Source organism: Streptococcus sp. S1 (assembly GCF_034137685.1).
Lineage (GTDB): Bacteria > Bacillota > Bacilli > Lactobacillales > Streptococcaceae > Streptococcus > Streptococcus dentalis.
Genome location: NZ_CP139418.1, coordinates 1,733,696 through 1,760,043 on the forward strand (window position 1 = coordinate 1,733,696; position 26,348 = coordinate 1,760,043).

26 protein-coding genes and 1 pseudogene are annotated in these 26,348 nt (G+C 42.1%); 2 read left to right on the forward strand and 25 right to left on the reverse strand.

From position 1 onward, the window contains the following. Nucleotides 1–2: 2 nt before the first annotated feature. From SM121_RS08455 to SM121_RS08525, 15 genes are all read right to left on the reverse strand, one after another. Nucleotides 3–896 carry an aldose 1-epimerase family protein gene (locus SM121_RS08455; RefSeq protein WP_004219944.1) on the reverse strand — a complete coding sequence of 298 codons (894 nt, stop codon included), beginning with the start codon at nt 894–896 and terminating at the stop codon, nt 3–5. A 350-nt stretch (nt 897–1,246) separates the two neighbouring features. Then, nucleotides 1,247–2,818: a DEAD/DEAH box helicase gene (locus tag SM121_RS08460; protein ID WP_320910853.1), complete on the reverse strand. Its 1,572-nt coding sequence runs from the start codon at nt 2,816–2,818 to the stop codon at nt 1,247–1,249. Between the two features lie 803 nt (nt 2,819–3,621). Continuing rightward, the gene (locus SM121_RS08465; RefSeq protein ID WP_320910854.1) at nt 3,622–4,530 is read right to left on the reverse strand and encodes a magnesium transporter CorA family protein; all 909 of its coding nucleotides are present in this window, start codon (nt 4,528–4,530) and stop codon (nt 3,622–3,624) included. 42 nt (nt 4,531–4,572) lie between these two features. Next, nucleotides 4,573–4,953 carry a PH domain-containing protein gene (locus SM121_RS08470; protein WP_003011846.1) on the reverse strand — a complete coding sequence of 127 codons (381 nt, stop codon included), beginning with the start codon at nt 4,951–4,953 and terminating at the stop codon, nt 4,573–4,575. Between the two features lie 80 nt (nt 4,954–5,033). Then, complete coding sequence (locus SM121_RS08475) at nt 5,034–6,581, reverse strand: peptide chain release factor 3 (protein ID WP_003012237.1); 1,548 nt, start codon at nt 6,579–6,581, stop codon at nt 5,034–5,036. Between the two features lie 184 nt (nt 6,582–6,765). Continuing rightward, complete coding sequence (locus tag SM121_RS08480) at nt 6,766–7,446, reverse strand: YwaF family protein (protein ID WP_003011786.1); 681 nt, start codon at nt 7,444–7,446, stop codon at nt 6,766–6,768. Between the two features lie 13 nt (nt 7,447–7,459). Further along, nucleotides 7,460–8,146 carry a YwaF family protein gene (locus SM121_RS08485; protein ID WP_320910855.1) on the reverse strand — a complete coding sequence of 229 codons (687 nt, stop codon included), beginning with the start codon at nt 8,144–8,146 and terminating at the stop codon, nt 7,460–7,462. A gap of 25 nt (nt 8,147–8,171) precedes the next feature. Continuing rightward, complete coding sequence (locus SM121_RS08490) at nt 8,172–8,873, reverse strand: YwaF family protein (RefSeq protein ID WP_320910856.1); 702 nt, start codon at nt 8,871–8,873, stop codon at nt 8,172–8,174. A gap of 29 nt (nt 8,874–8,902) precedes the next feature. Beyond that, complete coding sequence (locus SM121_RS08495) at nt 8,903–9,514, reverse strand: NUDIX hydrolase (RefSeq protein WP_320910857.1); 612 nt, start codon at nt 9,512–9,514, stop codon at nt 8,903–8,905. After that, nucleotides 9,504–10,874: a UDP-N-acetylmuramoyl-tripeptide--D-alanyl-D-alanine ligase gene (locus SM121_RS08500; RefSeq protein ID WP_320910858.1), complete on the reverse strand. Its 1,371-nt coding sequence runs from the start codon at nt 10,872–10,874 to the stop codon at nt 9,504–9,506. The genes SM121_RS08495 and SM121_RS08500 overlap by 11 nt, the downstream gene beginning before the upstream one ends. Nucleotides 10,875–11,148: 274 nt before the next feature. After that, nucleotides 11,149–12,195 carry a D-alanine--D-alanine ligase gene (locus tag SM121_RS08505; protein WP_320910859.1) on the reverse strand — a complete coding sequence of 349 codons (1,047 nt, stop codon included), beginning with the start codon at nt 12,193–12,195 and terminating at the stop codon, nt 11,149–11,151. 76 nt (nt 12,196–12,271) lie between these two features. After that, nucleotides 12,272–12,868: a recombination mediator RecR gene (recR, locus tag SM121_RS08510; RefSeq protein ID WP_003002450.1), complete on the reverse strand. Its 597-nt coding sequence runs from the start codon at nt 12,866–12,868 to the stop codon at nt 12,272–12,274. 10 nt (nt 12,869–12,878) lie between these two features. After that, a complete protein-coding gene (gene pbp2b, locus SM121_RS08515) occupies nt 12,879–14,930 on the reverse strand; it encodes a penicillin-binding protein PBP2B (protein ID WP_320910860.1) in 2,052 nt (683 codons plus the stop codon). A 422-nt stretch (nt 14,931–15,352) separates the two neighbouring features. Next, entirely contained in the window at nt 15,353–15,985 is a 633-nt protein-coding gene (locus tag SM121_RS08520) for a DUF421 domain-containing protein (protein WP_320910861.1), read from the reverse strand. After that, the gene (locus SM121_RS08525) at nt 15,982–16,434 is read right to left on the reverse strand and encodes a DUF3290 family protein (RefSeq protein ID WP_201036876.1); all 453 of its coding nucleotides are present in this window, start codon (nt 16,432–16,434) and stop codon (nt 15,982–15,984) included. Before SM121_RS08525 ends, SM121_RS08520 begins: the two co-directional genes overlap by 4 nt. 135 nt (nt 16,435–16,569) lie before the next feature. On the opposite strand from SM121_RS08525, the gene SM121_RS08530 reads away from it, so the two are divergent. Continuing rightward, nucleotides 16,570–17,397: an exodeoxyribonuclease III gene (locus SM121_RS08530; protein ID WP_049522944.1), complete on the forward strand. Its 828-nt coding sequence runs from the start codon at nt 16,570–16,572 to the stop codon at nt 17,395–17,397. Between the two features lie 11 nt (nt 17,398–17,408). Continuing rightward, nucleotides 17,409–17,795, forward strand: a complete 387-nt coding sequence (locus tag SM121_RS08535) for a bleomycin resistance protein (protein ID WP_155125590.1) — start codon at nt 17,409–17,411, stop codon at nt 17,793–17,795. Between the two features lie 194 nt (nt 17,796–17,989). Here the strand turns inward: SM121_RS08535 and SM121_RS08540 are convergent, their stop codons facing one another. The 10 genes and pseudogenes from SM121_RS08540 to SM121_RS08585 all read right to left on the reverse strand — a co-directional run bounded on the left by SM121_RS08540 (nt 17,990) and on the right by SM121_RS08585 (nt 26,243). Next, the gene (locus SM121_RS08540) at nt 17,990–19,957 is read right to left on the reverse strand and encodes a peptide ABC transporter substrate-binding protein (RefSeq protein ID WP_155125588.1); all 1,968 of its coding nucleotides are present in this window, start codon (nt 19,955–19,957) and stop codon (nt 17,990–17,992) included. A 265-nt stretch (nt 19,958–20,222) separates the two neighbouring features. Beyond that, nucleotides 20,223–20,846 carry an endonuclease III gene (nth, locus tag SM121_RS08545; protein WP_003006251.1) on the reverse strand — a complete coding sequence of 208 codons (624 nt, stop codon included), beginning with the start codon at nt 20,844–20,846 and terminating at the stop codon, nt 20,223–20,225. Nucleotides 20,847–20,950: 104 nt separating this feature from the next. Continuing rightward, complete coding sequence (locus tag SM121_RS08550; RefSeq protein WP_049473168.1) at nt 20,951–21,259, reverse strand: YjgN family protein; 309 nt, start codon at nt 21,257–21,259, stop codon at nt 20,951–20,953. A gap of 22 nt (nt 21,260–21,281) precedes the next feature. Continuing rightward, the gene (locus SM121_RS08555) at nt 21,282–21,974 is read right to left on the reverse strand and encodes a 5'-methylthioadenosine/adenosylhomocysteine nucleosidase (protein WP_320910862.1); all 693 of its coding nucleotides are present in this window, start codon (nt 21,972–21,974) and stop codon (nt 21,282–21,284) included. 24 nt (nt 21,975–21,998) lie between these two features. Further along, nucleotides 21,999–22,334: a cell wall synthase accessory phosphoprotein MacP gene (gene macP, locus SM121_RS08560; protein ID WP_004219826.1), complete on the reverse strand. Its 336-nt coding sequence runs from the start codon at nt 22,332–22,334 to the stop codon at nt 21,999–22,001. 11 nt (nt 22,335–22,345) lie between these two features. Continuing rightward, the gene (locus SM121_RS08565) at nt 22,346–22,891 is read right to left on the reverse strand and encodes an NUDIX hydrolase (RefSeq protein WP_320910863.1); all 546 of its coding nucleotides are present in this window, start codon (nt 22,889–22,891) and stop codon (nt 22,346–22,348) included. Nucleotides 22,892–22,900: 9 nt separating this feature from the next. Next, a complete protein-coding gene (gene glmU / locus SM121_RS08570) occupies nt 22,901–24,280 on the reverse strand; it encodes a bifunctional UDP-N-acetylglucosamine diphosphorylase/glucosamine-1-phosphate N-acetyltransferase GlmU (RefSeq protein ID WP_320911327.1) in 1,380 nt (459 codons plus the stop codon). A gap of 382 nt (nt 24,281–24,662) precedes the next feature. After that, complete coding sequence (locus SM121_RS08575; protein WP_155125578.1) at nt 24,663–25,103, reverse strand: ASCH domain-containing protein; 441 nt, start codon at nt 25,101–25,103, stop codon at nt 24,663–24,665. Beyond that, nucleotides 25,100–25,597 (reverse strand): annotated as a pseudogene (locus SM121_RS08580) (NUDIX hydrolase). Before SM121_RS08580 ends, SM121_RS08575 begins: the two are co-directional and overlap by 4 nt. Before the next feature lie 40 nt (nt 25,598–25,637). Beyond that, nucleotides 25,638–26,243 carry a DUF6707 family protein gene (locus tag SM121_RS08585; RefSeq protein WP_155125574.1) on the reverse strand — a complete coding sequence of 202 codons (606 nt, stop codon included), beginning with the start codon at nt 26,241–26,243 and terminating at the stop codon, nt 25,638–25,640. Nucleotides 26,244–26,348: the final 105 nt, after the last annotated feature.

A 26,348-nucleotide genomic window follows, 5' to 3' on the forward strand; every position in this document is an offset into this window, starting at 1 on the left:
ATTTACAAAATGGTGATACGGTACTGGTGACTCCGTGTCTCTTGAGGAGCCAACTGGATCACACCCTTTTTATCTTCGAAGAAATCTCCCTCTTCTGCAGATGTGGAAATACCCGTCCAAGGCTCTAAGGCAATGAAAGGGCCCTTGTTATTGGTAGACCAAAGGACGAGATTCTCAAAATCTGCAAAGTCAAATTCCAAACCTTTACCGGATTTTTTCGAGAGGAGCTGCACAGATTTGGAGGCTAATTGATCTAAAATAATGGCGTCTTTTTCAAACAGTTCATGGCGCAAAGGTAGGCTACGACTATGGTCTAAAAATGGCGTCCGCTGCAGGCGATCAACCAAACCGGTTTCTGTGAACAAGAGAGGAACGCTACAGCTTTCTTCTTTTTCAAAAATCAACTCGTAGTCTTCATAGTCTTCATCTGCTAAAAGGGGACAACGAAAGGCTGGATGCCCTCCAATGAAATAAGGCATGACTTGATCTGACTCTAGATTTTGCACGCGATAGGTGATGGTGATTTCTTTCCCTTTCAATTCATAAGCGATTTCCACTCGAAAATGGTAGGGATAATTTTGTAAGCTTTCGTCGTTAGAGCTGATTTCAAAGACAAGACGATGGTCTGTTTGTTCTTTGAGTTCAAACTCTCTCTTGCGAATAAGGCCGTGTCTTGGAAGCTGGCCTGTCTTCACTCCATCTTTTAGATGATACTGCACTTGACCATTACGAACGCTCCCGCAAATCGGAAACAGAACGGGCGCTTGTCCTGACCAATACTCTGGATCCCCTTGCCAGAGATATTCTATGCCTTCTTTACTTCGAATAGAGCTCAATTCCCCTCCGAATGTCTTAAATTGTAGTTCTAGATCATCATTTTTTAATGCAATCACCATGGGCGACACCTCTTTGTAATTAGTATAGTTATTATATTCATTATAAACTTTTAGAAGAGATTGTCAATTTTTATTTTTCTAGTCAAAAATTTTAAAAAAATAAGAAAAAATTCTTGACAAGGCTTAGAAATAATTGTAGACTTAATATGTTAACAGAAATATTCCATTTTAGGAATTCATTCTTTCTGTTGTCTGACTTTTTTGGATGCTCCTTATCATGATACATTTTTCTAAAAGAGTCAGTTATCATTTAGGTCTCCTTATAAATATACAAGGGTTAACAGCTGGTTAACCCTTGTATTTTTGATTTTCATATAAAAAACGGCCTATTGCTAGACCGTCCTTGAGACTTATTTATCCCCTTTATTGCGGATGACAAATCCATTTTTCTTTTCATTGGAAGTACGATGAGGACGTTTGTTGCCTTTACCTTCAAAGTCTCGGCTATTTTTATTGGACTTGCGTTTGAAATCACGGCGTCCACCTTCACGGTCATCTCTACGATTTCGGTCACGGCGTTGGTCACCACGACGGCCATTTCCACGGCCACCTTTGCCTTTTCCACCAAAGCCACCACCGGATGGTTTAAATGGCAATGGTTTTTCACGCGCAATTTCAACTTCTGGAAGACTGTCTGGATCTTGAACGGTCAAGCTCAAAATATACATAGCCAATTCTTCAGGAGTGAATTCTGCAGCCAATTTGCGAGCATCCTTGCCAAACTTCTCAAAGTTGGTCCGGATTTTTTCATCTTCAAAGTCTCGCTCAATTTTCTTCAGCGCTACTTGTTTTTTCGCTTGGAAGGCTTCTTCTGCTGTTGCAGGTTTCATTCCCTTCATCCGCTTTTTGGTCAAGTTCTCAATGATTTGCAAATAGCCCATTTCATTTGGCGATACAAAGGTAATGGATTGCCCTGTTTTCCCAGCACGACCTGTCCGTCCGATCCGGTGAACATAGCTTTCTGGATCTTGTGGAATATCGTAGTTGTAGACATGGGTAACACCTGAAATATCCAAGCCACGTGCCGCAACGTCTGTTGCTACCAAGACGTCCAAGTTCCCATTTTTAAAGTCACGAAGCACTCGGAGGCGTTTGTTTTGATCCAAATCTCCGTGAATTCCTTCTGTCCGGAAGCCACGAATCTTGAGGCCACGAATCAATTCATCGACCCGGCGTTTGGTACGACCAAAGACGATAGCAAGTTCAGGCTGCTCGACATCCATCAATCGAGTCATGGTATCAAATTTTTCGCCTTCTTTGACGCGAATATAGTATTGATCGACCAAGTCAGTTGTCAATTCTTTGGCCGCAATCTTAACGTGTTCTGGCTCTTTCATAAACTGAACACCGATGCGTTTGATAGCTTCTGGCATCGTTGCTGAAAAGAGCAAGGTTTGGCGTGTTTCTGGAACACGGCTAATGATGGCTTCGATATCTTCCAAGAAGCCCATATTGAGCATTTCATCTGCTTCATCCAGGATCAAGGTTTCAATATGATCGAGTTTCAAGGCCTTGCGCTTGATCAAATCTAGCAAACGTCCAGGTGTTCCCACAACGATGTGAGCGCCTGACTTCAAAGCTTTAATTTGCTTTTCAATGCTTGATCCACCGTAGACAGAGCGAACTTTAACACCCTTACTGCGTCCAAAGCGGAACAATTCTTCCTGACTTTGAACCGCCAACTCACGCGTTGGGGCAATGACAAGGGCTTGGATCACTGTGTTATCGACATCAATCTTCTCCAACGTTGGAAGACCGAAAGCAGCTGTTTTACCAGTCCCTGTTTGCGCTTGACCGATGACATCTTTTCCTTCAAGTGCCAAAGGAATAGTTTGTTCTTGGATCGGGCTTGCTTCTACAAAGCCAGCTTTTTCAATTTCTGCTAATAGTGCAGCAGACAAGTTAAATTCGTTAAATTTCAATTCTTTCTTCTTTCTAAAAAGTGGTGCGAAGCCACTTTATCAAACTTCTTTCAATGCGAAAACGCATTGATTGCATAGGAAGTCGCCTTCCTGGTTACCTGTCGCAAGACTCATCTAAAGAAAAACTTAGTCCGTCTGTTATGGACTACATTTTCTTTAGAGAAAAATATTTTGCGTCCTAACGGATGTTGCTGACTGGAATTGTTTTTCAAACAAACAGTCAATAAGATCCTTCTTGCGGGAGTCTTCTTTCGAACAGAATCCTTCCATCTGTTCTGCCTCCCCACCATTTCTCTCATACAAGTTTGCAACTTATCTAGTATAACACAATGAAGAGGCAAATGATAGTCAAAGGAGAATAATTTTATTTTTTAGGAAAACATCCTTGATAGCTCGAAATCATAAAAGTGACGCAAAGCCAAGCCAGGACTGCTTTTCTTCTTGCGACCATTTCATATACTTCATCATATGAGTATAAAAAACAGGAAAAACTTTTATTTTTTGGTAGCTCTTATCTTGCGTTTTTACAAATAAATATGTATAATACAGTTAGTATCTAAAATATTTCTGTATAAAGAAATAGGATCATTTTATCTGATTCAACGATTTATTCTACGTTCTAATTTATTTAGAAACCACTCAGTACTATTAAATCTACTCCTACTATTTCCAAGAAGATTTGTACAGTCGATGAACTATTCACACTGCCCCTTCTTTGGAGAGGAGGGCAGGTGTCTAGATGGTTCCTATTTCTCAGATGTTTCTAGATACGAAGAGGCTCGGATTTCTCCAAGCCTCTTTTTTTATCTTTTTTTCACAATCCAACGCATGACCTTTGCCAAAATGAGCCATAAAATAAAGCTACATACGGATACATAGATCCAGGCATTGGGATCCTCTGTCATAGGAAGAGGGATATTCATTCCGAAGAAACCGGTGATAACGGCTAAGACCGCCAACAAGGCTTCAAAGATGGTCAGGGTTGTCAAGTTGTCATTCAGGTTGTTGTTTAGGATATTGTTGTAGGATCCTGACAACTGTTGCAAGACGTTGGAAATCAACTCCGTCATTGAAACCAACTGACGCGCTTCGATCATGGCATCATCAAACTGCTCTTTTTCAACATCATCCAGCCTGCGATAGATGGCGTGCGCTTTGATATGCTCTAGCAACATCCGATTTTGCTTGGCTGCTGCGACCAGATAAACCATACCGGTCTCAAGGTCAGACAGGGCATAGAGATTCTTGGTTGTTGTAGTCTTTCGAAGCAAGCGATTGAGTTCATCCTTGTGCTTATCTAAGCGATCAATAATCGGATAATAAGCATTACTGATCATTTCAAGACCTGCAAAAAGCAACTTATAGATCGACAGTTCCTCATGACTTTCCAAATAGCGAACCATTTGTTCAATGATATAGGCATTGTCTTGGTTACTGATGGTCACGAGTCGCGTATCTTGAACGATAAAGGTCATAGGAATAGTTTCGTAGTATTCCTTGTCCTTTTCTAAATCCAATACATTGTAGATAAAGGTGATCGTACCGTTTTCTCGATTGTAATCCATATGGGCACGTTCGTTCTTATCCATCGCGTACTCAATGGTTTCTTTATCAATCTCGTATTTTTTATAAAGATATGAATTCTCAGTAATCATATCCGAGTCAATATTAATCCATTTGCGATCATGGCCCAATTGTTTATCGATAAACATTCCGTCTCCTTTCTCAACTGTTCTCTATCAAATCGATTTCTTTTATTTAAAGACCGCACTAGCTAATGCTTGCTGGATTTCAATGACACTGTTGTCACTCTTGAATTGTAAAACTTCTGAAGGCTCCACTGCAGAAGAAACCCAGATTTTTAATTCAGCATCCAAATCAAAATGACCGGAAGTTTCCACTGAAAAACGAGAGATGGAGCGATAAGGAAGGGATTTGTAGGATGTTTTCTTTCCTGTCATCCCTTGCTTATCCACCAAGATCAAACGAAATTCGGTAAAGACGATCAAATCACGAATCAGGCTAAAAGCGAGAGTGACTTGCTCGCCAGGCACCAAGATATCTTCTAGATCTCTTTCTACTTTGTCAACATTTTTTTGAGAGGCATTGCCCATCAAACCACTTAATAATCCCATCATTTCTCCTTTAAAAGCGAAAACAGATAAATTTCCGTTTTCTTATTTCTCTTGTTGTGGATCGGTTTTGAAAACGTTCCTTATCCCATCTTTTCTTCCAACTCAACGTCTGGATACTTGTCCGCAAACCAGCGGAGGGCAAAATCATTTTCAAAGAGGAAGACTGGCTGGTCAAAGCGGTCCTTGGCCAAGATGTTCCGGCTTGAAGACATGCGCTCATCTAGGTCTTCTGGTTTGATCCAGCGAACGGTCTTTTTACCCATTGGGCTCATGACCACTTCGGCATTGTATTCATTTTCCATCCGGTGCTTAAAGACTTCAAACTGAAGTTGCCCGACAGCACCCAACATGTATTCACCTGTTTGGTAGTTGGTATAGAGCTGAATAGCTCCTTCTTGCACCAATTGCTCAATCCCCTTGTGGAAGGATTTTTGCTTCATAACGTTCTTGGCAGACACCTTCATGAAGATTTCAGGGGTGAAGGTTGGCAGTGGTTCAAATTCAAACTTGTTTTTACCAACTGTCAGCGTATCTCCAACCTGATAAGTACCAGTATCATAGACCCCGATGATATCTCCTGCCACGGCATTGCTGACATTCTCACGGCTTTCGGCCATAAACTGGGTGACATTTGATAGCTTAGCGCCCTTACCAGTACGAGGCAGGTTGACACTCATCCCACGCTCAAATTCACCCGATACGATCCGCACAAAGGCAATCCGGTCACGGTGACGAGGGTCCATGTTGGCTTGGATTTTAAAGACAAATCCTGAGAAATCCTTGTCATAAGGATCGACCATTTCTCCATCGGTCTTCTTGTGGCCGTGTGGTTCTGGAGCAAACTTGAGGAAAGTCTCCAAGAAAGTCTGCACCCCAAAGTTCGTCAAAGCGGATCCAAAGAAGACTGGTGTTAATTCACCCGCAAGGATGGCTTCTTCTGAGAATTCATTCCCAGCTTCTTGCAAAAGTTCGATATCGTCTTTCACCTGCTCGTAGAATGGATTGTTGGCAAAGAGTTTGTCTCCATCTTCTAGACTGGCAAAGCGTTCATCCCCTTTGTAGAGTTCCAAGCGTTGGTTATAGAGGTCGTAAAGTCCCTCAAAGGCTTTCCCCATCCCGATCGGCCAGTTCATTGGATAACTTGCGATGCCCAAGACTTCTTCCAATTCTTGCAAGAGGTCCAGCGGCTCACGACCGTCACGGTCCAGCTTATTCATAAAGGTAAAGACTGGAATACCACGGTGTTTCACAACTTCAAACAATTTCTTGGTTTGGGCCTCGATCCCCTTGGCAGAGTCCACCACCATAACAGCAGCATCCACCGCCATCAAGGTCCGGTAGGTATCTTCTGAGAAGTCCTCGTGCCCTGGGGTATCTAGGATATTGACCCGTTTTCCATCATAGTCAAACTGCATGACAGATGAAGTTACCGAAATCCCACGTTGTTTCTCGATATCCATCCAGTCGGATTTAGCAAAGTTTCCTGTTTTCTTCCCTTTGACAGTACCGGCCTCCCGAATCTCTCCCCCAAAGTAGAGCAGCTGCTCTGTAATCGTCGTTTTACCAGCATCCGGGTGGGAGATGATGGCAAAGGTACGGCGTTTTTTAATTTCTTCTTGTACGTTCATGTTCCTAATTCTTTCTCTTCTTATTTTTTGATAAATTTACAAATTCATCTCTACATCGGATTTCTCCTCAATTTCTCTATCTGTCCTATTATAGCGAAAATAGGCACTTTTTTCAACGATGATTCTTCTTTGAGAGCAAAAAGAAAGACTAAAATCCGTCGATTCTAGTCCTCTTCAATCATGGTTATTTTCTCACTTTCACCCGCTCACTTCTGCGACTGAAGAACTGATTAAAGAGTAATAAAGCAAGGGCTAAAATACTGGATACAACCAGATAATTAAGCCACACCTTATCCCCTCTCATAATCGGAGGTCGGGCCATCAAGCCATAATTTCCTCCTGTCAATTGATTGACTCCAACCAGGAATAAATCTAAGGCAAAGGTATAGAGAACAATCTGACTATTTTTTAAGAGGTTTCGATCATACCATCTCAAGAGATAAATCAAGGAATTGATTAAAAGACAGTAATGTCCGAGGAGGAAAGAAAAGCTCGTAATATGAGGGAAAGTATAGGGATCAAAGACTGGATAGCCTAAAGCAAAGATGGCTCCACTCACTCCCATCAAGGCAAAGAACTGTTTGCTTTTCCAGCGGTCTGGTAAAAACAAGACCGCAAACATGGCCAAGCGGCAATGATAAAATGGTAAGCTATTGGACCAAGGAATGTGGTAGGCAAAATACCAAAGATACAAGCAAATTAACTGGAAGCCTTGTAAATATTGAAAGCATTTGCGAAATTGCTCATTCTGATAATAACGAAGTGACATCATAATCGCTGTCACAATTAACAAGACCATCACACTATACCAAAGTGCTGAGATTGCTGGTGGTGCTGTTGATTCTGTAGTGAAAAAATGATGCATAAAATCTCCTTATTTAAACAGATTTAGGTATTCTTCTTTTCTTACTGTACTGAACGATCGTATTGATGAAAATCAGTGTCCCCGTCATGAGTACCGTCACGATTAAATAGTTGAACACACGACCATGGTCACCGATCACAGGAGGGCGACGCATAAAGCCGTAGTTTCCACCTGTTGCGAGATTGGCAAGCTGAATAATGGCATTGACCCCAACAGTCATCTGACAGATTTTCCAAACAGACCCTTCTTCCACCTGGTAGGATTGAACCAGATAGATCAAACAGTTGGCCAGGAGAGCCCAGTGACCAAAAACATTGTTGATCGAAGAAACGTGAGGAAAAGGGTAGGGATAAAAAACAGGATGAACCAAGGCCATAATGGAGCCAAAGACTCCCACGAGAGCAAAATATTGTTTGAAGCTGCCCTTGGGCGCCAAAAGAATGATCCACATGGCCATCCGGCTATGATAGAAAGGAAGACTCTCTGAAAGAGGCAAGCGAGCAGCTAGATACCAAGAGTTGATAATCAACAACTGAATCAATTGCCCCCAATACCAAAAGTTTTGGTAGCCTTTAGAGTGAGCAAATCGAATGGACAGACCTCCCACTACCACTAATGAAGTCGGCAATAAGAAATACCAGACCCCCAATTGAGGAGGGGTCGTTGGTTGACTGGTGAAAAATAAGTCCCAAAGTGTCATGATTTCTTTCCCTTTTCTGCTCTTTTTATTCTGAACGCGAAACTATACTCTCTTCGACCATCTTGTATTTGTATTTATAGCGTTGATTGACCAAGCAAATACCAGCTACCATCACGATGCTGACCAAGAGGTAGTTCAAGAGAGCACCGTGATCTCCAATGATTGGTGGACGCTTTAAGAAGCCGTAATCTCCTTTCGTCAAAAGGTTGACCAAGAAAATCAAGGCATTCATGCCAAAGGTGATCTTAACAATTCGTAGGCTGTCTTGCTTTTCCGACTGATAAAAATCTTGCAGGTAAATCAAACTATTAGCAAACAAGGCCCAGTGGCTAAAAATTAGATTGAGCACAGTGATATGAGGGAATGGGAAGGGATCAAAGGCTGGATAAACCAGGGCCGCAATCGATCCCAAAACTCCCAAGAGAGCAAAATATTGCTTGATATAGGTCCCTTTAGGGGCAAAGAGAATCACCAACATGGCCAAGCGGCAATGATAAAAAGGCAAATTATCCGTCAAAGGCATGTGGGCTAGAATATACCAAGTATTGATGGTCAAGACTTGGATCAACTGTGCCCAATACCAAAAGCGTTGGTAGCTTTTAGACTGCGCATATCTGATGGAAAAGTAACCAACCACCAACAAAGATGCTGGCAGAATGAAATACCAGAGACCAAACTCAGGCGGGGCTGATTTTTGGTTCGTAAACAATAAATCCCAAAGTGTCATTTTATATCCCTTTAATTTATAGATCGTTTTTAATCACAATACAAATCTCGTTTCCCATCATAAACCTCCCAAAGGAAGTTCAATTGTTCTTCTGTATTGCGCTTGGTAGAAAGAGCAGGCATTTTCTCTCTCTCAAAAAATGCAAGGTCGGAAATTTCCTGATTCTGTTGAAAACTTCCATCCAGCAATTCACATTCAAATACCAATTTCACATATTGGCGGCTTTGCAATTGGTAGCGATTGGTATCAAATACTGCCAACAAGCGATTGACACGTGCTAAATAGCCCGTTTCTTCTTGGATTTCCTTTAAAATATTTTCTTTAGGAGAATAGCCAACCTCACCAAAACCACCCGGCAAAGCCCAGGTCTCTTCTCCCTGACCTTTCACTAAACAAAGTTTGTCATCTTTGACAATCCAGGCCCTTACATCAATTAAGGGGGTGTCATAATAGTTTGTCGGTCGAAACAAATCCGATAATTCTTGTGAATTCAGATCAGTCGTTTCTCTCACAAGATCCTGTAAAATTTCACGAATATCCTGGTAGCGCTCTTGATCAAATGGATCTTTTGAGAACGCTAAGCCTGTATTGGTGATTGAAATCAAGCGCTGAATGTCCTTCAGTACATTATTACTTACCATTCTCCAATTCCTCTACTAATTTGGCTAGATTCATGGAATTGCTTCCCTTGATAAGGATTTGGTCTTGCTCTTTCAAGCTTTCCTTGACTTGTTTGACCATGTCCTCAAACTGGTCTTCCTCAGCTGTCTTCTTGAAATAATAGACATGTCCGAGTGGGAACATCTGACTCGCTAATTGGGCCAATCCCGTAATGTCTTGGCCGTAGAAAATAACCGTATCCAAGACATCTGGCGAGAGGCTGAGAATCATTTGGTTGTGCAGATCAATAGATTGCTCCCCTAGTTCTTTCATATCTGCCAGGACGGCTAATTTTCGACCATTTGGATTAGCAGGAATGGTAGAGAAGGTTTCTAAGATTAGGCGCATTGCCGTTGGATTGGCATTGTAGACATCGGATAGGATATCCGCCCCATTACCCGCCTTCTTCCATTCTGTCCGGTTGCGTGTCAATTGCAGGGTTTCGAAACTATCACGAATCGCAGCTTCGCTCACTCCTTCTTTTAAGGCAACATAAGCTGCAATCATGGCATTGGTCGCATTGTATTTTCCTGTTACTGGAAGATCGATCGCTTCTTCTAAGAAATTCGCTCGGAAAGTTAAGCTATCCTTTCGCTCGATTAACTCGGTAATAAAAATCTCCTCGTCTGGACCAAAGCGGACGACTGTTTGATTTTCAGGAAGGTAGGCATCGACGATCGGATCAGCTGGAACTACCAGAAGGCCACCTTCTGGCATCCCGTCCGCAATCTGGAGTTTTCCTTTTGCGATCTCACTTCGATCTTTGAAGAATTCCAAATGGGCTTCCCCAATCAAGGTGACAATAGCAGCTTTTGGATGCGCCAGTTCTGACAAGAGATGGATATCTCCTAGATGGTCTTGCCCCATTTCAAGGACGAGTTTGTCCGTCCCTTCTGGCATATGCAAAACCGTATAAGGAAGACCAATTTCGTTATTATAGTTTCCTTGTGTTTTATAGGTCAGGTAGGTGGTGGACAAAAGCTGTGCCAACATATCTTTTGTGGTGGTTTTACCATTTGACCCTGTCACCGCAAAAACATCTACTTTTGTCTTTTGAAGATAGGCTGCAGCAAGTGTTTGAAAAGCACTCAATACATCTTCCACCAAAATATAAGGGTGGCCTTCTACCACTTTCTCTGAAAAAGTGGCTACGGCTCCGTTTTCAAAAGCAGTCTCAATAAAGTCATGACCATCACGCGCTCCCTTTAAGGGAACAAACAGGTCTCCAGGCCCAATCAAACGGCTGTCAAATTCCGGCTTGACGAGAGCCACATCTTCAAATTGGCTGATATCATTTTTTGCATGTACTAGATGAGCAACTTCATGTAATGTGAGATTCATATCCGACTCCTCAGTTCTCCGTAACGTTCTCAAAGATTTGGACGCTCCTATCAAATTCTTCTCATTATACCATATTCTAGACCACAAAAAAAGTGGCTGGGACAGAAGTCCTAGCCTCTTGATTGTTTTTGGATTGTCGAGCAAGACGCAGTGGTTGAGTGGGCTCTACTAAGCTGATTTCATCAGCTTTTACAGCCCTACTCAACTGTGCGGAGGTGGGACGACGAAATCGAATTCTAACGAATTACCGATTTCTGTCCCACTCTCTCTTTTCTTACAACAAATGCGCTTCGTGTTTTTGGAAGACTTCTTTTCCAAGCTCTACTAACTTGGTGATCAAATCTGTATAGTTGAGTCCCATATTGTCCCAAAGCAAAGGATACATAGACCATTGGGTAAATCCTGGCATGGTATTGAGTTCGTTTAAGAAGATCTCTCCTTTATCGGTATAGAAGAAATCACAACGCGCTAAGCCCAGACCACCGATCGCACGAAAGACTTTTTCTGCGTTGGTCCGCATGGTTTTCACAACCTCAGGATTCAATTGAGCTGGAATCGCCATGGTAATTTTGTTGTCGATGTATTTGGCATCATAATCATAGAAGGCCACATCTTTCACAACTTCACCTGGCAAGGTACTCTTCGCATCATAGTTTCCAAGCAGTCCAACTTCGATCTCACGCGCATTGACTCCTTGCTCTACTAAGACACGGCTATCGTATTTAAAGGCTAACTCGAGAGCAGTCCGAAGCTCTGTTTGGTTTTCAGATTTTGAAATCCCCACACTTGAACCCATATTGGATGGTTTGGTGAAGACAGGATAAGAGAGAGTCGCTTCAATTGCAGCAATTTTCTCTTCCACGTCATCGCCTTCCACTACAGCTACATAAGGAACTTGTGGAATCCCCGCCGACTCCAAGACCCGTTTGGTCGTGATCTTGTCCATCGCAACACTGGAAGCTAGGATGCCACAGCCGACATAAGGCATCTTCAAGACTTCTAAGAAGCCTTGAATGGAACCATCTTCTCCCATTGGTCCATGAAGAACTGGAAAGACTACTGCTCCTTCCTTGTAAATCGCAGATGGAGCCACTTTTTTAGACCAGTCCACTGTCTCATTGGTCATCAATTTCTCATCATCCGCTGGTTTCTCTTCAAAAGCTTGCGTCTGGATGAAGTCTCCTGACTGCGTAATAAAGTAGGTTTGAACCGAAAATGCTTGGTAATCAATCGCACGCATCACGCTTTCTGCTGAAAGAACAGATACTTCACGTTCTGCACTACGTCCACCATACAACAGGATTAAGTCTTGTTTACTCATAGTTGCTCCCTAATTGTTCCCTTGATTTCTTACTTGATAGTATACCACAATGATAGCCCTTTCGAAAGAACTTCTCTTATAATTCTGTCCGATTTTCAATCGCGCGAAGCAAGGTCACTTCGTCCGCATACTCGATATCGGCTCCAACTGCTAATCCCCGTGCCAAACGGGTCACTTTGATCCCTGCAGGTTTGAGCACACGTGAGATATACATAGAAGTCGCTTCCCCGTCTGCCGTCGCATTGGTCGCAACAATCACCTCAGTGACTGTTCCATCCATCAAGCGACTAATCAAACTTTTGAGATTGATGTCATCAGGTCCCACACCATTCATGGGCGAGATCAAGCCATGTAAGACATGGTAACGACCATGGTATTCCTGGATATTTTCCATAGCAGATACATCCCTGCTATCTTCTACAACCAGAATGAGGGATGGATCCCGCGTTTCATCTCGACAAATCTCGCAGGTTTCTTCATCGGTTAAATTGCCACAAATACTGCAATACCCCAGCTCACGCTTGGCATTCAGTAAATTCTTGGCAAATTCATTCACATCATCATCTGACATACCAATGGTGTAAAAAGCCAGACGAGTCGCTGTTTTGATCCCAATTCCTGGCAACTTCGAATAGCTGTCAATTAATTTTGCAATAGGTGCTGGATAAAGCATAGTTTCCTTTCTAATTCATGGGGTGTTTCTGATTGTATAAGTTAATAATGTCACGCGTAATGGAATGACTGACCGTCGCTTGTAGATTGGTATTATGTGGAAAGACCACCGCTACTGCAATCTTTGGATTGTTTGACGGTGCATAAGCCACCACATTGGTATTAATGGCTTGTTTGCCTCCATCGACTGTGGTTTCGGCTGTACCAGTCTTGGCACTAATAAAGACACTAGCACCTTGACCGACGGTTTTCCCTGTCGTCAACCCACTCGTACCATTGGCAACCTGGTAGAATCCTTGCTTGATCAAGGCCATGTCCTCCGCTGAGATATGGACCTGATTGAGCTCCTTGGTTTCGATCGCTTTTTTCAACTGACCAAGGCCCCCTTGATCATTATTGTCATAGATGCCTTCGACGACATGAGGACTCACTCGCTTCCCATCATTCGCTACGGTTGCCGCATACTGAGCCAATTGCATAGGCGTATAGTTGTCAAACTGACCAAAGGCATTGGTCAAATAATTACCGACTGTGTAGTCTTTTGGAATAAAACCGGTCGATTCATTGGGAAGGTCAATCCCCGTTGACGTTCCAAGACCATACTCTGCAAAAGTAGAGCGCAGTTTTTTCATAGCAGGTTCAACCTGATCGACTTGTAAGGTCATGTTTGGAGTGTAAGGTTGCCCCATCATCTTAAGGGCAATTTGGACCATATAGGTATTAGAAGAGTATTCCAATGCTTCCACCGCATTGATGGAACGACTACCGTATTGGGTAAACCAAGAATTGATAGGAGCTGATCCTGCAAAAACAATCGGCTGATCGGTCAGCACCTGATTCCCAGAAATGGCTCCATTTTCCCATCCAGAAGTCAAGGTTGCTCCTTTGACCACGGATCCTGGAACGAAGACGTTGGTGACTGTTCCCAACGCATCTGCTGATAGATCTTGACTACCAGCCTGGTGTTTAATCCCTGCCATGGCAAGGACCTTCCCTGTATCGGGCTCCAGAGCTACAGCATAGACACCTTCGGAGTAGGTCGCATTTCCAGCTTGCAACTCTGCGCTAAAGGCGGAGCGAAGGATATCTTCCACTCCTTTTTGGAAATCCAAATCAATCGAGAGCTTGAGGTTTTCTCCTTTGGCCCCTTTTGAAACGTCGACCACTTTCTCCATATTGCCATTTTTATCTAGGAGAATTTCTTTTTCACTGCGTTTTCCTTGAAGGACATTTTCGTATTCCTTTTCGAGATAAGAGGTACCAACCCGGTCATTGAGAGCATAGCCTTTTTTGACATAGTCCTCAACCTCTTCTGCTGGAAGTCCCGCCTGCTCGGTTGATACATTTCCAATAATAGAAGCTAAAGGAGTATCCAAAACCTTGCGGTCCCAGCTAGTCGTGATGGCAATTCCCGGAAGGTCCTGACTGTCCGCAGCGATGGTCGCAATCTGTTCAGCTCCTAGTGCTTGCGTCGAAATAATCCCCGTCGCAAAATTCTCCACCGCATTTATCTGGCTATAGAGATAAATAATCTTTTTCTCATCATCTGTATAGCCGAGTTTTGAAGGGTCGATACTATCCACTGCCGCTTGATAAACCTTGGCTTCCGGCAGGCGGTTGCCATCGGTATCAAATTTCTTTTTCTCAGGCAGGTGTTCCACGACCTCTTGGTAGACCTTGGTATTGGCTAGATAGTAATCCACTTCTTGCCGTTCGGTTACTTGAGGATTTTCTACATCGACATACTGTAAGAGTTTCCCAGCTGTCTCTCGCATTTCTTGGGCCGTCATTTTACGATCGCGCGTAAAGGTCAGGACTTGTTTTCCCACATTTTCCACCAAGGGCTTACCAGAAGCATCATAGATTTGCCCTCGCACACTCCCTTGTTTGACCGTCTTTTTCGTAGCTTTTGCCAATTTATCTGTATAATAGGCTTGGTGAGTGATCTGCATATAGCCAAGTCGGGCAATCAGCACCAAAAAAAGAAGGCAAATCAAACTAAACAGCAGGTAGAGTCTGCGTGTAATCGAATGATTCTCAAACTTCCGTATTTTCTTCTTCATGAAATTTTCTATCCTTCTTTTCTAATGAACACTTACCTTCCATTTTACTATTTTTCCCAGAGTATCTCAAGAAAAGGAAGAGCCCTTTCCTGGAATTTAATAAAGAAAAAAGATTGGACAGGCTCGTCCAATCTTGAAATTAACACAAACTTTTTTACATGTACAATCTTAGGTGAGGTGGTTGAATAAAATATTGATTTTTAATTTTTAGGCTTATTCAAGCATATGTCGAAACTTTCCGCCGTGAGAAAAGTTCCTGAAACACAATTGTTTCAGGAACTCGGGAGTTTTGAAACTTTAGGTTCAAAACTAAGTCATGGAACTTCGTAGAAGTTCGCTGACGTCCGTACTCACCTAAGGAAAGTTTTTAAGACTATTTTGTATTCAATTTGAGATTGGACCTGTTTGCCCAATCTCTTCTTCTAATAGGTCACCACGTTGATCTTGCCTTTGTCGTACTCGGCAATGAAAATGTCCAGAACGTTGTCATAGCCTTCTTTTTCCAATTCAGCCAGCAACCACTCTTCGCTTTTCCCAATTGTTTCCAAAATTTCAAGTTGAATCACTCCATCCGTAATAATCGGGTATTTAGGATTTTCATCCCCCGCACGGACAACAATCAATTGACCATTTTGTTCAATAACAGCGCGCTTCACATCTTTTAATTGAAAAATCCCTTGTCCACGTAGTTTCAAGGCAACATCTGAAGCAGAAAGTCCTTTGGAACGACACGCTTCCGGATCCAGTTTCCCATTTTTAATGATGACAGTTGGTTTTCCATCAATCAAGTGCTTCATAAAACGAACATTGGTATTGAGCCATTTTAAGAGCAAGATCAAAATAGTCCACATTAAGAGAATCACAATGTATTGAAGAATGGTAATGGAGCTATTGTAGATGACCCCACCAATAATGCCCCCAAGAACAAAGTTCTGTATCTGGTCTACTGCAGAATTTGGTGCTAAGTTTCCTTTCCCGGTCACATTGATGACAAATACCAAGGAAATCAAGCCCAAAGCTAATTTAATCAAGATGTTTAAAAAATTTACTATCATTTGTTCACCTCCACAAGTTCTACATCTGTTTTATACAGATCCATCTTTTCTAATAGGTAGCTATCTGGGTCAGAGCCTGCGATAGCCCGGTAATAAACTTCTCCAACTTTCAGGATCGCCCCATCTGTGGCTGCTGAAGTATTGACATAGACGTCTTCTTTTTTGACATTCAACTCCTTTGAGATGACCTCAATAAAATGCAGAGACCGTTGGAATTGATCATTATTACTTTGACTATTTTGGAAATTGCTGATGCCGATCAAGACCACTGCAACCAGAGTCAAAATCGAGATAATGGATAATTCACGGAATTTGCTATCGTGCTTATCCCGATAAGCTTTCACCGCAAAAAAACCAGTCAGTAGAATGAGCAAACCAGAGATCCCAATAGTCACCCAATTTTGCTGACTGATCTGACTCAATACATAGTCATAAGAGTAAAATTTCATAATGAACTCCCTTTCTCCAAATTAATTCAAGCTATTATAATAGATTTCAGGGGAGAATTCAAGGCATTCTAATCAGAAAAAAATATATTTTTTGTTATAATAAAATTATCTATCATGTCAAGAAAAGGAAATACAATGAAACTCATTTCATGGAATATCGACTCGCTTAATGCTGCATTAACTAGTGATTCAGCACGCGCCAAACTCTCTCAAGAAGTCCTCCAAACCTTGGTTTCTGAGGATGCGGATATCATTGCCATTCAAGAAACCAAGTTATCCGCCAAAGGTCCTACTAAAAAACACCTCGAAATCCTTGAGGAGCTCTTCCCTGGCTACGAAAACACCTGGCGCTCTTCTCAAGAACCGGCTCGTAAAGGCTACGCTGGAACCATGTTCCTCTATAAAAAAGAGCTCACACCAGTTGTGACTTTCCCAGAAATCGGAGCTCCTTCGACCATGGACTTGGAAGGTCGGATCATTACCTTGGAATTTGATGAATTTTTCGTGACTCAGGTCTACACACCTAACGCTGGTGATGGACTCAAACGTTTGGAAGAACGTCAAATTTGGGACGTTAAGTATGCTGAATATTTGGCTGAATTAGACAAAGAAAAAACCGTCCTTGCAACTGGGGACTACAACGTTGCCCACAAGGAAATTGACCTTGCCAACCCAGCCAGCAACCGCCGTTCACCAGGATTCACAGACGAAGAACGTGAAGGATTTACAAATCTTTTGGCCAAAGGATTTACAGATACCTTTCGTCACCTACATGGTGATGTTCCTGAGCGCTATACTTGGTGGGCACAACGAAGTAAAACCTCAAAAATCAACAATACGGGCTGGAGAATCGACTATTGGTTAACCTCAAACCGCATTGCTGACAAGGTCACTAAATCAGATATGATTGACTCAGGCGCTCGTCAAGATCATACACCAATTGTATTAGAAATTGATTTGTAAGGATGTTCTTTATGAATTTCAATGCAGTGATTCCTGAGTTTATTGTATCGGATTTAGAGCAGTCCCGTTCCTTCTACTGTGATTTACTTGGTTTTACCATCGAATACGGGCGACCAGAAGAGAACTTCCTTTTCCTTTCTCTCGAAGATTGCCAGCTAATGATAGAGGAGGGGACAGATAATGAACTAACTGAACTTGCTTACCCATTTGGCCAAGGAATTAACATCTCCTTTGGAATAAAGGATGTTCCTAAACTCTATCAGAAGTTGTTAGAATCCAACTATCCTATTTATCGCCCATTAATTAAAAGAAAATTTCGTGTTGGTGATCATTATATCTATCCTCATGAATTTGCAGTTCTGGATCCAGACGGCTATTTTTTAAGATTTAGTGAATAGAATAACCATCACCCGTCTATGAGCTATACCCAAAAATCTATTATTTGGAGTACAGTTCAATAGCGGGTGATTTATTTATCTTTCATCTTAAAAAATGAGACAGACTGACTTTCGAGACATTAAAAAAAAAACGGAGCCTTCACATGACGGCTCCGACTTTTTTATCTTCATTGATAGACCAATGATTGATTTTTTTATTTTTTCTTCTCAATGTGATCTTTGAGATCTTCTTGAGCTTTTTTATTGGATTCGGCTTTTTTCTTCAACCATTCTTCTTTGGCCTTGTTAAAGTCTTTTGTGGTGACAACATCTTTAGACATTTCAAGGTATTTGTAGAATGTTCCTGTTCCTTTAGTACCTACCCATGAAGAAGCACGGCTGTATGGTACGGTCCGTTGAAGCATTGGAGCACCACCATTTGAGACAGTTGGAAGCGTAATCGAGCTATCTGTCAACCAAGCTTGCGCTGCTGCATATTTTTCATAGCGTTTTGCTTGATCCAACAATTCAGCATCGGCATCTTTCAACATGTTAGCGTATTGATCCAACCCAACTGTTGCAATGGCTGGGTTGTTTGAACCTGCATCAATACCAAGATAGTAGAAGACAGAACCATTTACTGGGCTGATACTTTCGAGGTAAGTCGATGGATCTTGGTAGTCAGGTTGCCATCCACCGCCTGAGATATCGTAGTCTCTTGCAGCAGCTGTATCACTGAAGTAGGTGATATTTTGGAAATCATCATCCGATACCTTTTGAAGATCCACTACAACATTGTCTGCACCAAGCGCTGACTCTACAGATTGTTTGAAAGAGCTCGCTTGTTGGACCATGCTGTTGTCCACTTGGCTGACAATGTAGTCCAAATGAATTGGGAATTGAACTCCTTGTTTTTGCAATTCAGCTTTGGCTTTCGCAAATGAAGCCTTGGCTTTTTCTGGGCTATACAGGCTTGTTTGACCATCGTCCAGATTCACACCCTTCCATTGATCCCCATAGGTAACCAATTGTTTTTCAACCACTTTACCAAAATCTTCTCCATTGACTTGGACATAAGTTGGTGGCACCAAGGTGCTACGAAGGGTATTTTCAGCCGCGTCAGATCCAGATACTTGCGCCGCATAAGATTTGCGGTCAAAGGCAAAGTTCACCGCTTGACGGAAATCCTTATTCAAGATTGCTTTCTTGGCAGAAGCTTTTTGTTCATCCGTTGTTTTGGCTGTGTGATCATACTTTTGACGGTCCAAGTTGAATCCAAGATAGTAAGATGTTCCCAATTGCAAACCGTAGACAATGTTGTCACCAAAGTTTTTCTTGACGCTCTTATACGTCGAACTGTTTGGCATAACAGAGGCAAAGGAATATTGACCTTTTTCAAAGTTCTTAATGATAGAATCTGGGTTTGATCCATCGTTAAAGGTCAATTTGACATTGTCGATATGAACATTTTTTGCATCGTAATAGTCTTTGTTCTTGACCAATTGAATCTCAGATTTTGAAGTCAATGATTTCAAGTAATATGGACCATTGTATAAGATGCTACTAGGTTTCAACGAACCAAAATCTTTTCCTTGAGATTTCAAGAAATCTGCATTGACTGGGAAAAGAACACCTGAAGTTGTTTTTGAGTTCCAGAAGCTTTCTGGACGGACCAAGGTATATTGGATGGTGTGGTCGTCTAAAGCTTTGACTCCAACTGTTTTAAAGTCCTTCGTTTCTCCTTTTACATAGGCATCCAAACCTTTGATCGAATTTTGAATCAAGAAGAGACCTTCTGATTTTGACTCAACCGCGTGTTTGATCCCTGTAACAAAGTCTTGAGCTGTTACAGCACCATACTCTTCACCCTCACTTGTATACCATTTGGCATCCTTACGAAGTTTGTAAGTATAGGTTAATCCATCTTCAGAGACAGTCCAATCTTCTGCTAGACTTGGCACAAAATTTCCGTATCGGTCGTTTTCAAGAAGACCATCTACAAGGTTACTTGTGATATCTGAAGTCGTTGTACGAGTTGCAGCGATATAATCCAATGTATTTGGATCCGCTGAATATACGAATGAGTAGGTTGCTTGATTGCTACTACCACCGCCACACGCTGCTAAGAGAAAGGCACCTGCAACAGAAACTCCTGCAAGAGCTAACAGTTTTTTTGCTTTCATCACTATCTCCTTATGTTAGATTTTCTACCATTATACACTATTTCTTAAAAAAAACCAAATTTATTTTAAAAAAGTTCGTTATTTCTGAATGAATATAATAAGATGTCAAGAAAAGCATTTTGAAATTGATCTCATAGATGCTGGATAGGCAAGTCTTATCACATACCATTACAGACTTGTAAAACCTCATCTTTTAATCCTTTTAATAAATATACGTTTCAGCGAAAAAAAGAACCTCTGCTCTTTCGAGCAGAGGGACTGATTTCTAATCAAAATGATAGAGTTGTGGGTACTGATCGCATTCAGGATTTTTGGGGTGGCAGATAGCCCGCCCAAAATAAATCATGGCTTGGTGAGCCGCCAGCCATTCGCTCTTTGGCAGAACATCCATGACCCGCTTTTCAACTTCCAATGGCGTCGCTGATTTCTTGACAATATCATGGTGCTTGCAGATCCGCTCCACATGGGTATCGACAGCAAAGGCTGGAATCCCAAAACCTACACTCATGACCACATTGGCTGTCTTGCGTCCTACTCCTGCTAAACTTTCTAACTCTTCGCGAGTCTGAGGTACTTGCCCATCAAAGTTATCCAGCAATTGTTGGGCACATTTTTTGAGAAATTTGGCCTTATTTCGATAGAGGCCTAATTTAGAAATATGCTTGGCGATATCGGCCTCACTGGCTGCTGCCATGGCTTGCGGGGTTGGAAAAGCCGCAAACAAACCTGGTGTCGCTTTGTTAACAGCCGCGTCTGTCGTCTGAGCTGAGAGCATAACTGCCACTAGTAATTCAAAATGATTACGAAAATCCAGACTTGGCTTGGCATCTGGAAAAAGGGCGATAATTTCTTCGATCACATGACGTGCCCGTTTCTTTGATAAAACCATCATTTCTCCTTTACATTACTAATCTTTATTATAGCATGAAAGCACCCTATTTCTAAAAGAATCGGCTTCAGAAAAAGACTAGTCCGTAGACGAGTCCTTTTCAATTAGTCTATAAAATGAGTATGCTTGGTAATCCATTGAGTGACCTTGATATTTAACCAGAACACATAGATCCCAAATGTAATGATGGTAAAGAACCACCATTTGATCCAATTTCCAAATAACTGCATAGCCGTGCCGTCAAAGTACTGACGACGACCATCAATCACGGTATGCTTGACCTTCCAGTTATACATAATGCACACGCCCCAAGGAGCACAAATCCCAAAAGTAAATACTGTAATGAAGGTTGCTAATAAAACATGGCCAATATATGAAAATAAGCCTCCATCAAAATACGATTCACGATACATGGTCCATCTCCCTATATTTTTTCTACACCAATCTCTTCAAGAAGGTAATCAGGATTTGAGCAGAGCGTTCGCCAGCCTCTACGATAAATTCATCAAATGAGATGTTGGCTGCGTGATCTGCCGTATCACTCATAGCTCGAATGACCATGAAGGGACGTCCAGCTGCGTGAGCGGCTTGGGCAACGGCTGCCCCTTCCATCTCAACTGCCAATACTTCTGGGAAATGCTCCCGAATGGCTGCGACTCTTTCTTCACTCGCGATAAAGCTATCTCCTGTTGTGATCAAGCCTACATGTGTGGTTGCAGCTTCTTCTTCCAGAACTTTTTTCATTTCTGATACGAAATAGCGACTGGATTCAAAGTAAAGCGGTTGGCCTGCCATTTGACCATACTTGTAGCCAAAGGCTGTTACATCCACATCATGATAAGCCAATTTGTCCGCAAGAACGATATCTCCAACAGCCATCCCTGGGGCAACGGCACCTGCAGAACCCGTATTGATAATGGCTTCCACCTTAAAATCATTGGCCAAGACTGCTACACTCATAGCAGACATGACTTTTCCGATACCACTTTCAACCAAAACGACCTCATGGCGTCCAATTGATCCTGTATAGTAGACTTTTCCAAGACGCAGATGCTTTTCCCCATTTTCAAGGGCTTCAACCAAGATCTTCAACTCCTGGGGCATGGCTGCAATAATTCCAATTTTCATGTCATTTCTCTCCTTGTGACGACCTTATAGACGCCAAATAGCAATGATCAAGACAATGAGGAGCACAATGATCCAGAACAAAATCTTATTGAGTTTGGATTGGACCACACTTTGTTTGCGCTCTTCAATGCGACGACTCTTGGTCACTGTGGGCTCCACTTGGATCTGCACCGTATCCTGAGAATAACGCTCTTGCGGACGTTCCATACGGCTTTCTCTCATAGGACGTTCATAGCCAAATCCTCTGTGATCTGTCCGAATAATTTTCGTCTCTTCAGCATCGATCATTTTAGGACCGGTGATGTCCTCTCCTCGCCTTGCTCGTTCAATCATTTCATCGGTTAATAAAGGTTTTCCCATCGGATCCTCCTCTATTTATTGATTAAGTCCCAATATTGGATAGCCATGATGGTCTTGGCATCACAGATTTCACCAGAAAGGATCAAATCTTTCGCTTCCTTCAAGGTCACTTCTAATAACTCCAAGGTCTCATCTTCATCTTGTGGGCGTGGATGTTCCACTTTTTTCAAATTGGTCGCAGCATAGAGTTTGATCCGCTCGTTGCAAAATCCAATGGCAGAATAAAAATCATACAACAACTCTAGTTCCGCTGTGTAACCAATTTCTTCTTCCAATTCACGCAGAGCAGCTGCTTGAGGATCCGCATTTTCACCATTTTCCAACTTCCCTGCAGGGATCTCTACTGAAGTCCTCTCGATCGCCTTGCGGTACTGCTTGACCAAAATAGTCTTGCCCTCATCTGTGATCGGTAAAACCGCTACTGCTCCATTATGAAAAATTAAATCACGCTGAGCTTGACCTTTTCCAGCGGGTAGTTCTACTTGATCAGTCACCACTTGGAAAATCGGTCCCTGATAAATTTCCTTGCGCTCAATGGTTTTTTCTTCAAATTGCATGAGATTCTCCTATTTATTTTTAGGATGGTGTGGCAAACGAAGAGCATACTCTTCTTTATTCACTTGACGGCTACGACCGATCGCAATCGCATCAGCTGGTACATCCTTGGTAATAGTTGATCCAGCACCGACTAAGGAATTGTCCCCTAATTCAACTGGCGCAATAATCGTCGAATTGGATCCGACAAAAACATTGTTTCCAATCGTCGTTTTAAACTTGTGTTGGCCATCATAATTCACCGTGATAGTTCCTGCACCAAAATTGACGTTGCTGCCAACTTGGCAGTTGCCAATGTAAGTCAAATGACCAGCTTTGGTATTTTCGCCGATAGACGAACCTTTGACTTCGACAAAGTTTCCAATATGGACATCTTTGGCGAGGCTAGATCCTGGACGAATATGAGCATATGGTCCTACTGTCACGCCATCGGCTACGGTGCTTTCTTCAATCATAGAGTTAGTAATAACGGCACCTGCACCAATTTCACTATCCACGATATAGGTTCCATTGGTTAAAACTGTCTCAGCCCCAACTTTTGTGTGCCCTTTTAGGGTAACATTGGCTTCGATTTGCACTTCTGGTGCGATCTCAACATCGACATCGATATAGGTCGCATCAGGGTTAACAAAGCTCACTCCATTAACCATGTGGGCTTGGTTAATGCGACGACGCATGACGCCTTCTGCTGTTGCAAGAGCCACGCGGTCGTTAACCCCAAGACTTTCATCAAAATCTTTCAGAGTATAGGCTCCAACTTTCTCCCCTGCCTCACGGAAAATTCCGATGACATCCGTAATATAGTATTCGCCTTGGGCATTGTTTGTATTGATATTCTTCAAGGCTTCAAAGAGACGCGCATTGTCAAAGACATAAGTCCCTGTATTGATTTCCTTGATTTGTTGTTCATATTCTGTCGCATCTTTTTGCTCGACGATTCGAAGCACTTCCGCATTGTCGTTACGGACAATCCGACCATAGCCAAATGGATTCGCTGCTTCGGCTGTCAAAATCGTTGCCACATTTTTGTGGTTGATATGGAAGTCGATCAAGTGTTTGAGGCTTTCACCCGTAATCAAAGGAGTATCACCTGCAATGACGAGAGTATGCCCTTCAAGACCTTCCAAGACTGGCTCTGCCATCATTACCGCATGACCAGTTCCTAACTGCTCCGTTTGCTTAACAAAGTCTGTTTGTCCCGCTAAGACTTGCTCTACCAATTCCGCCTTGTGGCCCACAACCGTTACAGTCTTTTCAGGTGAGATGGCTCCAACACTACGGAAAACATGTTCCAACATAGAGATCCCAGCAACCTTGTGAAGAACCTTAGGCAAATCTGACTTCATGCGAGTTCCCTTACCCGCAGCTAAAATAATGGCATAATTTGGCATATACATTCTCTTTTCTTTACAATATCGTAGTTATTATACCATTTTTCACCCCTTTTGGAAAATAAGACCTAAATCAAAGGGAGTGGGAAAGAACTTCGACTAATTAAACAAAAGTTGAAAAGGTTCCCCAAACCTATTCAATTTCCCCACCCTCGCACAGCTCCAACAGTCTGGGAGACTGTTGGAGGTTGCAGATAAAGAAAACATTGTTATCCGTCTTCATAGGTCATCTTTGGAGCTAAATAACGAACAAATACTTAGGAACCTTGCTTCGCAAGTCCTATCCACCACCTAAAAGCAGTGCTTTGAGCAATCAACCACTGCGTCATACAGTTATTCCTATTAAACATCGAAGGCTGGACAGTTTTTGCCCAGCCTCGTTCTATAATGGATAAACCTTGCGAAATTCTTCTAAAACCACCTTGCTATAAGGTGTAAAAGTTAGTCCCGCTTCTCCTAAACAGTCTTTGAAAAAGTCTTCATGAACCTGACGCCAATAAGCCAGAGATTTGTCTCCTTCGCCTTCTTTATAGGCATGGTCGGCTGACACTTGATGAAAAGGCTGAACGGAAACCTTTGTAATTTCAACAATGCAGACAGCTTGATCTTGACTGTCTAAAATAACATCAAAGGTCCCTTCTTGTGGAAGGAGTTCGTCCTCTACTGCGTAGAGGTCATAAGCTGAAGCTGTTGCTGTTTTTTCGCCTTTAAAGACCAGTTCCGCTAAAAGGTCTGGATCCACTCCAAAGGCCCAGGCATCTATCTCATCTCCAATCGAGGGGTTAATCTGCTTGTAGGCATTCCACATTTCTTGAGGTGTCATTGGTTCTCCTTCTTTTCTTTAACCTTCCAATTTCTATAGCTTGTCAGTTCTAATTCTGGAAATCCTCCTAACTCTGCCTTCACCTTCAATACTAAAGGAGAAGCATTGTCGGCAGTAATGTCTTCCACATTCAACCAAATGGCATTGGCTGAATCATTACTTCCATCAAGAACCTCCTGAGGAAGGGATTGTTGAGAGCTCTCGAAATCGAGTACGATATCATAAAAGGCCATGATATGGTGTACAGCGAAATCTTTGCCCTCTTCTTGAACCATCACGTCATACATCCTAGGATTTGAATAATTGCTAAGCGTATAGCCTGTCTCCTCCAGAACTTCTCTCTTGAGGGTTTCAGTCAGCCCTTCTCCTAGTTCCTGGCTACCACCCGGTAGATCAAAACGATGCTGTTAAGGGCCTCTTTTTTTTTCAATGCAGAGCAGTTTCCCCTCTTGAAGACAGACTCCGTATACACCAAAGTGTTTTTTGATTTCCATATTCTACTCTTTTCTAAAAGTCCAAGATCAATAACTTACCTTATCCCTTAAAAGGAAATAGGCTAAAGATTTCATGCTCCTTGATATACTTCTTTAGTATCTCTATATTCTCTTCGATTTTTGTCCGAATATCTGTCTCTTCACAAGTTGACTCATCAATAAAAAGGTGAATCTTCAATAAATCTGTCAGGTATAGCAGACGACGTTCCATTTCTGATTCAGGGCTTGGAGCCTGCTCGATTTTTGCAAGCTTTTGCTCCAAGCTATCACCATTCAAAAATCTCTGATGAACTCTCCTTCTTATTTTTTGAGTTGATTCCTCCCCTTGTTCTAATGGAGATAAAAGGAGTTTTTTATAGAGGAGTACCTGATTTTCTTTTTCTCTTTCCAGATAAGCCAATAAAACTAGAGAGCTATCAACAAAGGACCAAGTGTTATAATTCCCTTCAAATGGAACTTGTATGATCCTATCTAATAATTCCTTAGCCATTTCCTCTTGACCATCCAGATAAAGTAAATAAGCCAGATGATTTAGCGATTCGAGATAGGTAGCTTGGGTTTTCTTATTCTTTTTTAATACTTTATCTAAATAAAGATGTAGGTCTGGATGTTTTTCCAGTTGTTCAACTACTTCAGGTAGCTTCATCTGAAATCCTTTCTATTCTTTTTTAAAAAATTTAAAGTGTTTTTAATCATCTGATGCCAACTTGTCCACGCGCACCTGCTCAATTATCTGCTCTAGTAAAAGTTC

What these genes read in the sequence shown, in the direction of transcription:
- SM121_RS08455 (WP_004219944.1), bottom strand. Translation starts at nt 896, where the DNA reads ATGGTGATTGCATTAAAAAATGATGATCTAGAACTACAATTTAAGACA.
- SM121_RS08465 (WP_320910854.1), bottom strand. Translation starts at nt 4,530, where the DNA reads ATGTTTATCGATAAACAATTGGGCCATGATCGCAAATGGATTAATATT.
- SM121_RS08470 (WP_003011846.1), bottom strand. Translation starts at nt 4,953, where the DNA reads ATGGGATTATTAAGTGGTTTGATGGGCAATGCCTCTCAAAAAAATGTT.
- SM121_RS08475 (WP_003012237.1), bottom strand. Translation starts at nt 6,581, where the DNA reads ATGAACGTACAAGAAGAAATTAAAAAACGCCGTACCTTTGCCATCATC.
- SM121_RS08480 (WP_003011786.1), bottom strand. Translation starts at nt 7,446, where the DNA reads ATGCATCATTTTTTCACTACAGAATCAACAGCACCACCAGCAATCTCA.
- SM121_RS08485 (WP_320910855.1), bottom strand. Translation starts at nt 8,146, where the DNA reads ATGACACTTTGGGACTTATTTTTCACCAGTCAACCAACGACCCCTCCT.
- SM121_RS08490 (WP_320910856.1), bottom strand. Translation starts at nt 8,873, where the DNA reads ATGACACTTTGGGATTTATTGTTTACGAACCAAAAATCAGCCCCGCCT.
- SM121_RS08495 (WP_320910857.1), bottom strand. Translation starts at nt 9,514, where the DNA reads ATGGTAAGTAATAATGTACTGAAGGACATTCAGCGCTTGATTTCAATC.
- SM121_RS08500 (WP_320910858.1), bottom strand. Translation starts at nt 10,874, where the DNA reads ATGAATCTCACATTACATGAAGTTGCTCATCTAGTACATGCAAAAAAT.
- SM121_RS08505 (WP_320910859.1), bottom strand. Translation starts at nt 12,195, where the DNA reads ATGAGTAAACAAGACTTAATCCTGTTGTATGGTGGACGTAGTGCAGAA.
- recR (WP_003002450.1), bottom strand. Translation starts at nt 12,868, where the DNA reads ATGCTTTATCCAGCACCTATTGCAAAATTAATTGACAGCTATTCGAAG.
- pbp2b (WP_320910860.1), bottom strand. Translation starts at nt 14,930, where the DNA reads ATGAAGAAGAAAATACGGAAGTTTGAGAATCATTCGATTACACGCAGA.
- SM121_RS08520 (WP_320910861.1), bottom strand. Translation starts at nt 15,985, where the DNA reads ATGATAGTAAATTTTTTAAACATCTTGATTAAATTAGCTTTGGGCTTG.
- SM121_RS08525 (WP_201036876.1), bottom strand. Translation starts at nt 16,434, where the DNA reads ATGAAATTTTACTCTTATGACTATGTATTGAGTCAGATCAGTCAGCAA.
- SM121_RS08530 (WP_049522944.1), top strand. Translation starts at nt 16,570, where the DNA reads ATGAAACTCATTTCATGGAATATCGACTCGCTTAATGCTGCATTAACT.
- SM121_RS08535 (WP_155125590.1), top strand. Translation starts at nt 17,409, where the DNA reads ATGAATTTCAATGCAGTGATTCCTGAGTTTATTGTATCGGATTTAGAG.
- SM121_RS08540 (WP_155125588.1), bottom strand. Translation starts at nt 19,957, where the DNA reads ATGAAAGCAAAAAAACTGTTAGCTCTTGCAGGAGTTTCTGTTGCAGGT.
- nth (WP_003006251.1), bottom strand. Translation starts at nt 20,846, where the DNA reads ATGGTTTTATCAAAGAAACGGGCACGTCATGTGATCGAAGAAATTATC.
- SM121_RS08550 (WP_049473168.1), bottom strand. Translation starts at nt 21,259, where the DNA reads ATGTATCGTGAATCGTATTTTGATGGAGGCTTATTTTCATATATTGGC.
- SM121_RS08555 (WP_320910862.1), bottom strand. Translation starts at nt 21,974, where the DNA reads ATGAAAATTGGAATTATTGCAGCCATGCCCCAGGAGTTGAAGATCTTG.
- macP (WP_004219826.1), bottom strand. Translation starts at nt 22,334, where the DNA reads ATGGGAAAACCTTTATTAACCGATGAAATGATTGAACGAGCAAGGCGA.
- SM121_RS08565 (WP_320910863.1), bottom strand. Translation starts at nt 22,891, where the DNA reads ATGCAATTTGAAGAAAAAACCATTGAGCGCAAGGAAATTTATCAGGGA.
- glmU (WP_320911327.1), bottom strand. Translation starts at nt 24,280, where the DNA reads ATGCCAAATTATGCCATTATTTTAGCTGCGGGTAAGGGAACTCGCATG.
- SM121_RS08575 (WP_155125578.1), bottom strand. Translation starts at nt 25,103, where the DNA reads ATGACACCTCAAGAAATGTGGAATGCCTACAAGCAGATTAACCCCTCG.
- SM121_RS08585 (WP_155125574.1), bottom strand. Translation starts at nt 26,243, where the DNA reads ATGAAGCTACCTGAAGTAGTTGAACAACTGGAAAAACATCCAGACCTA.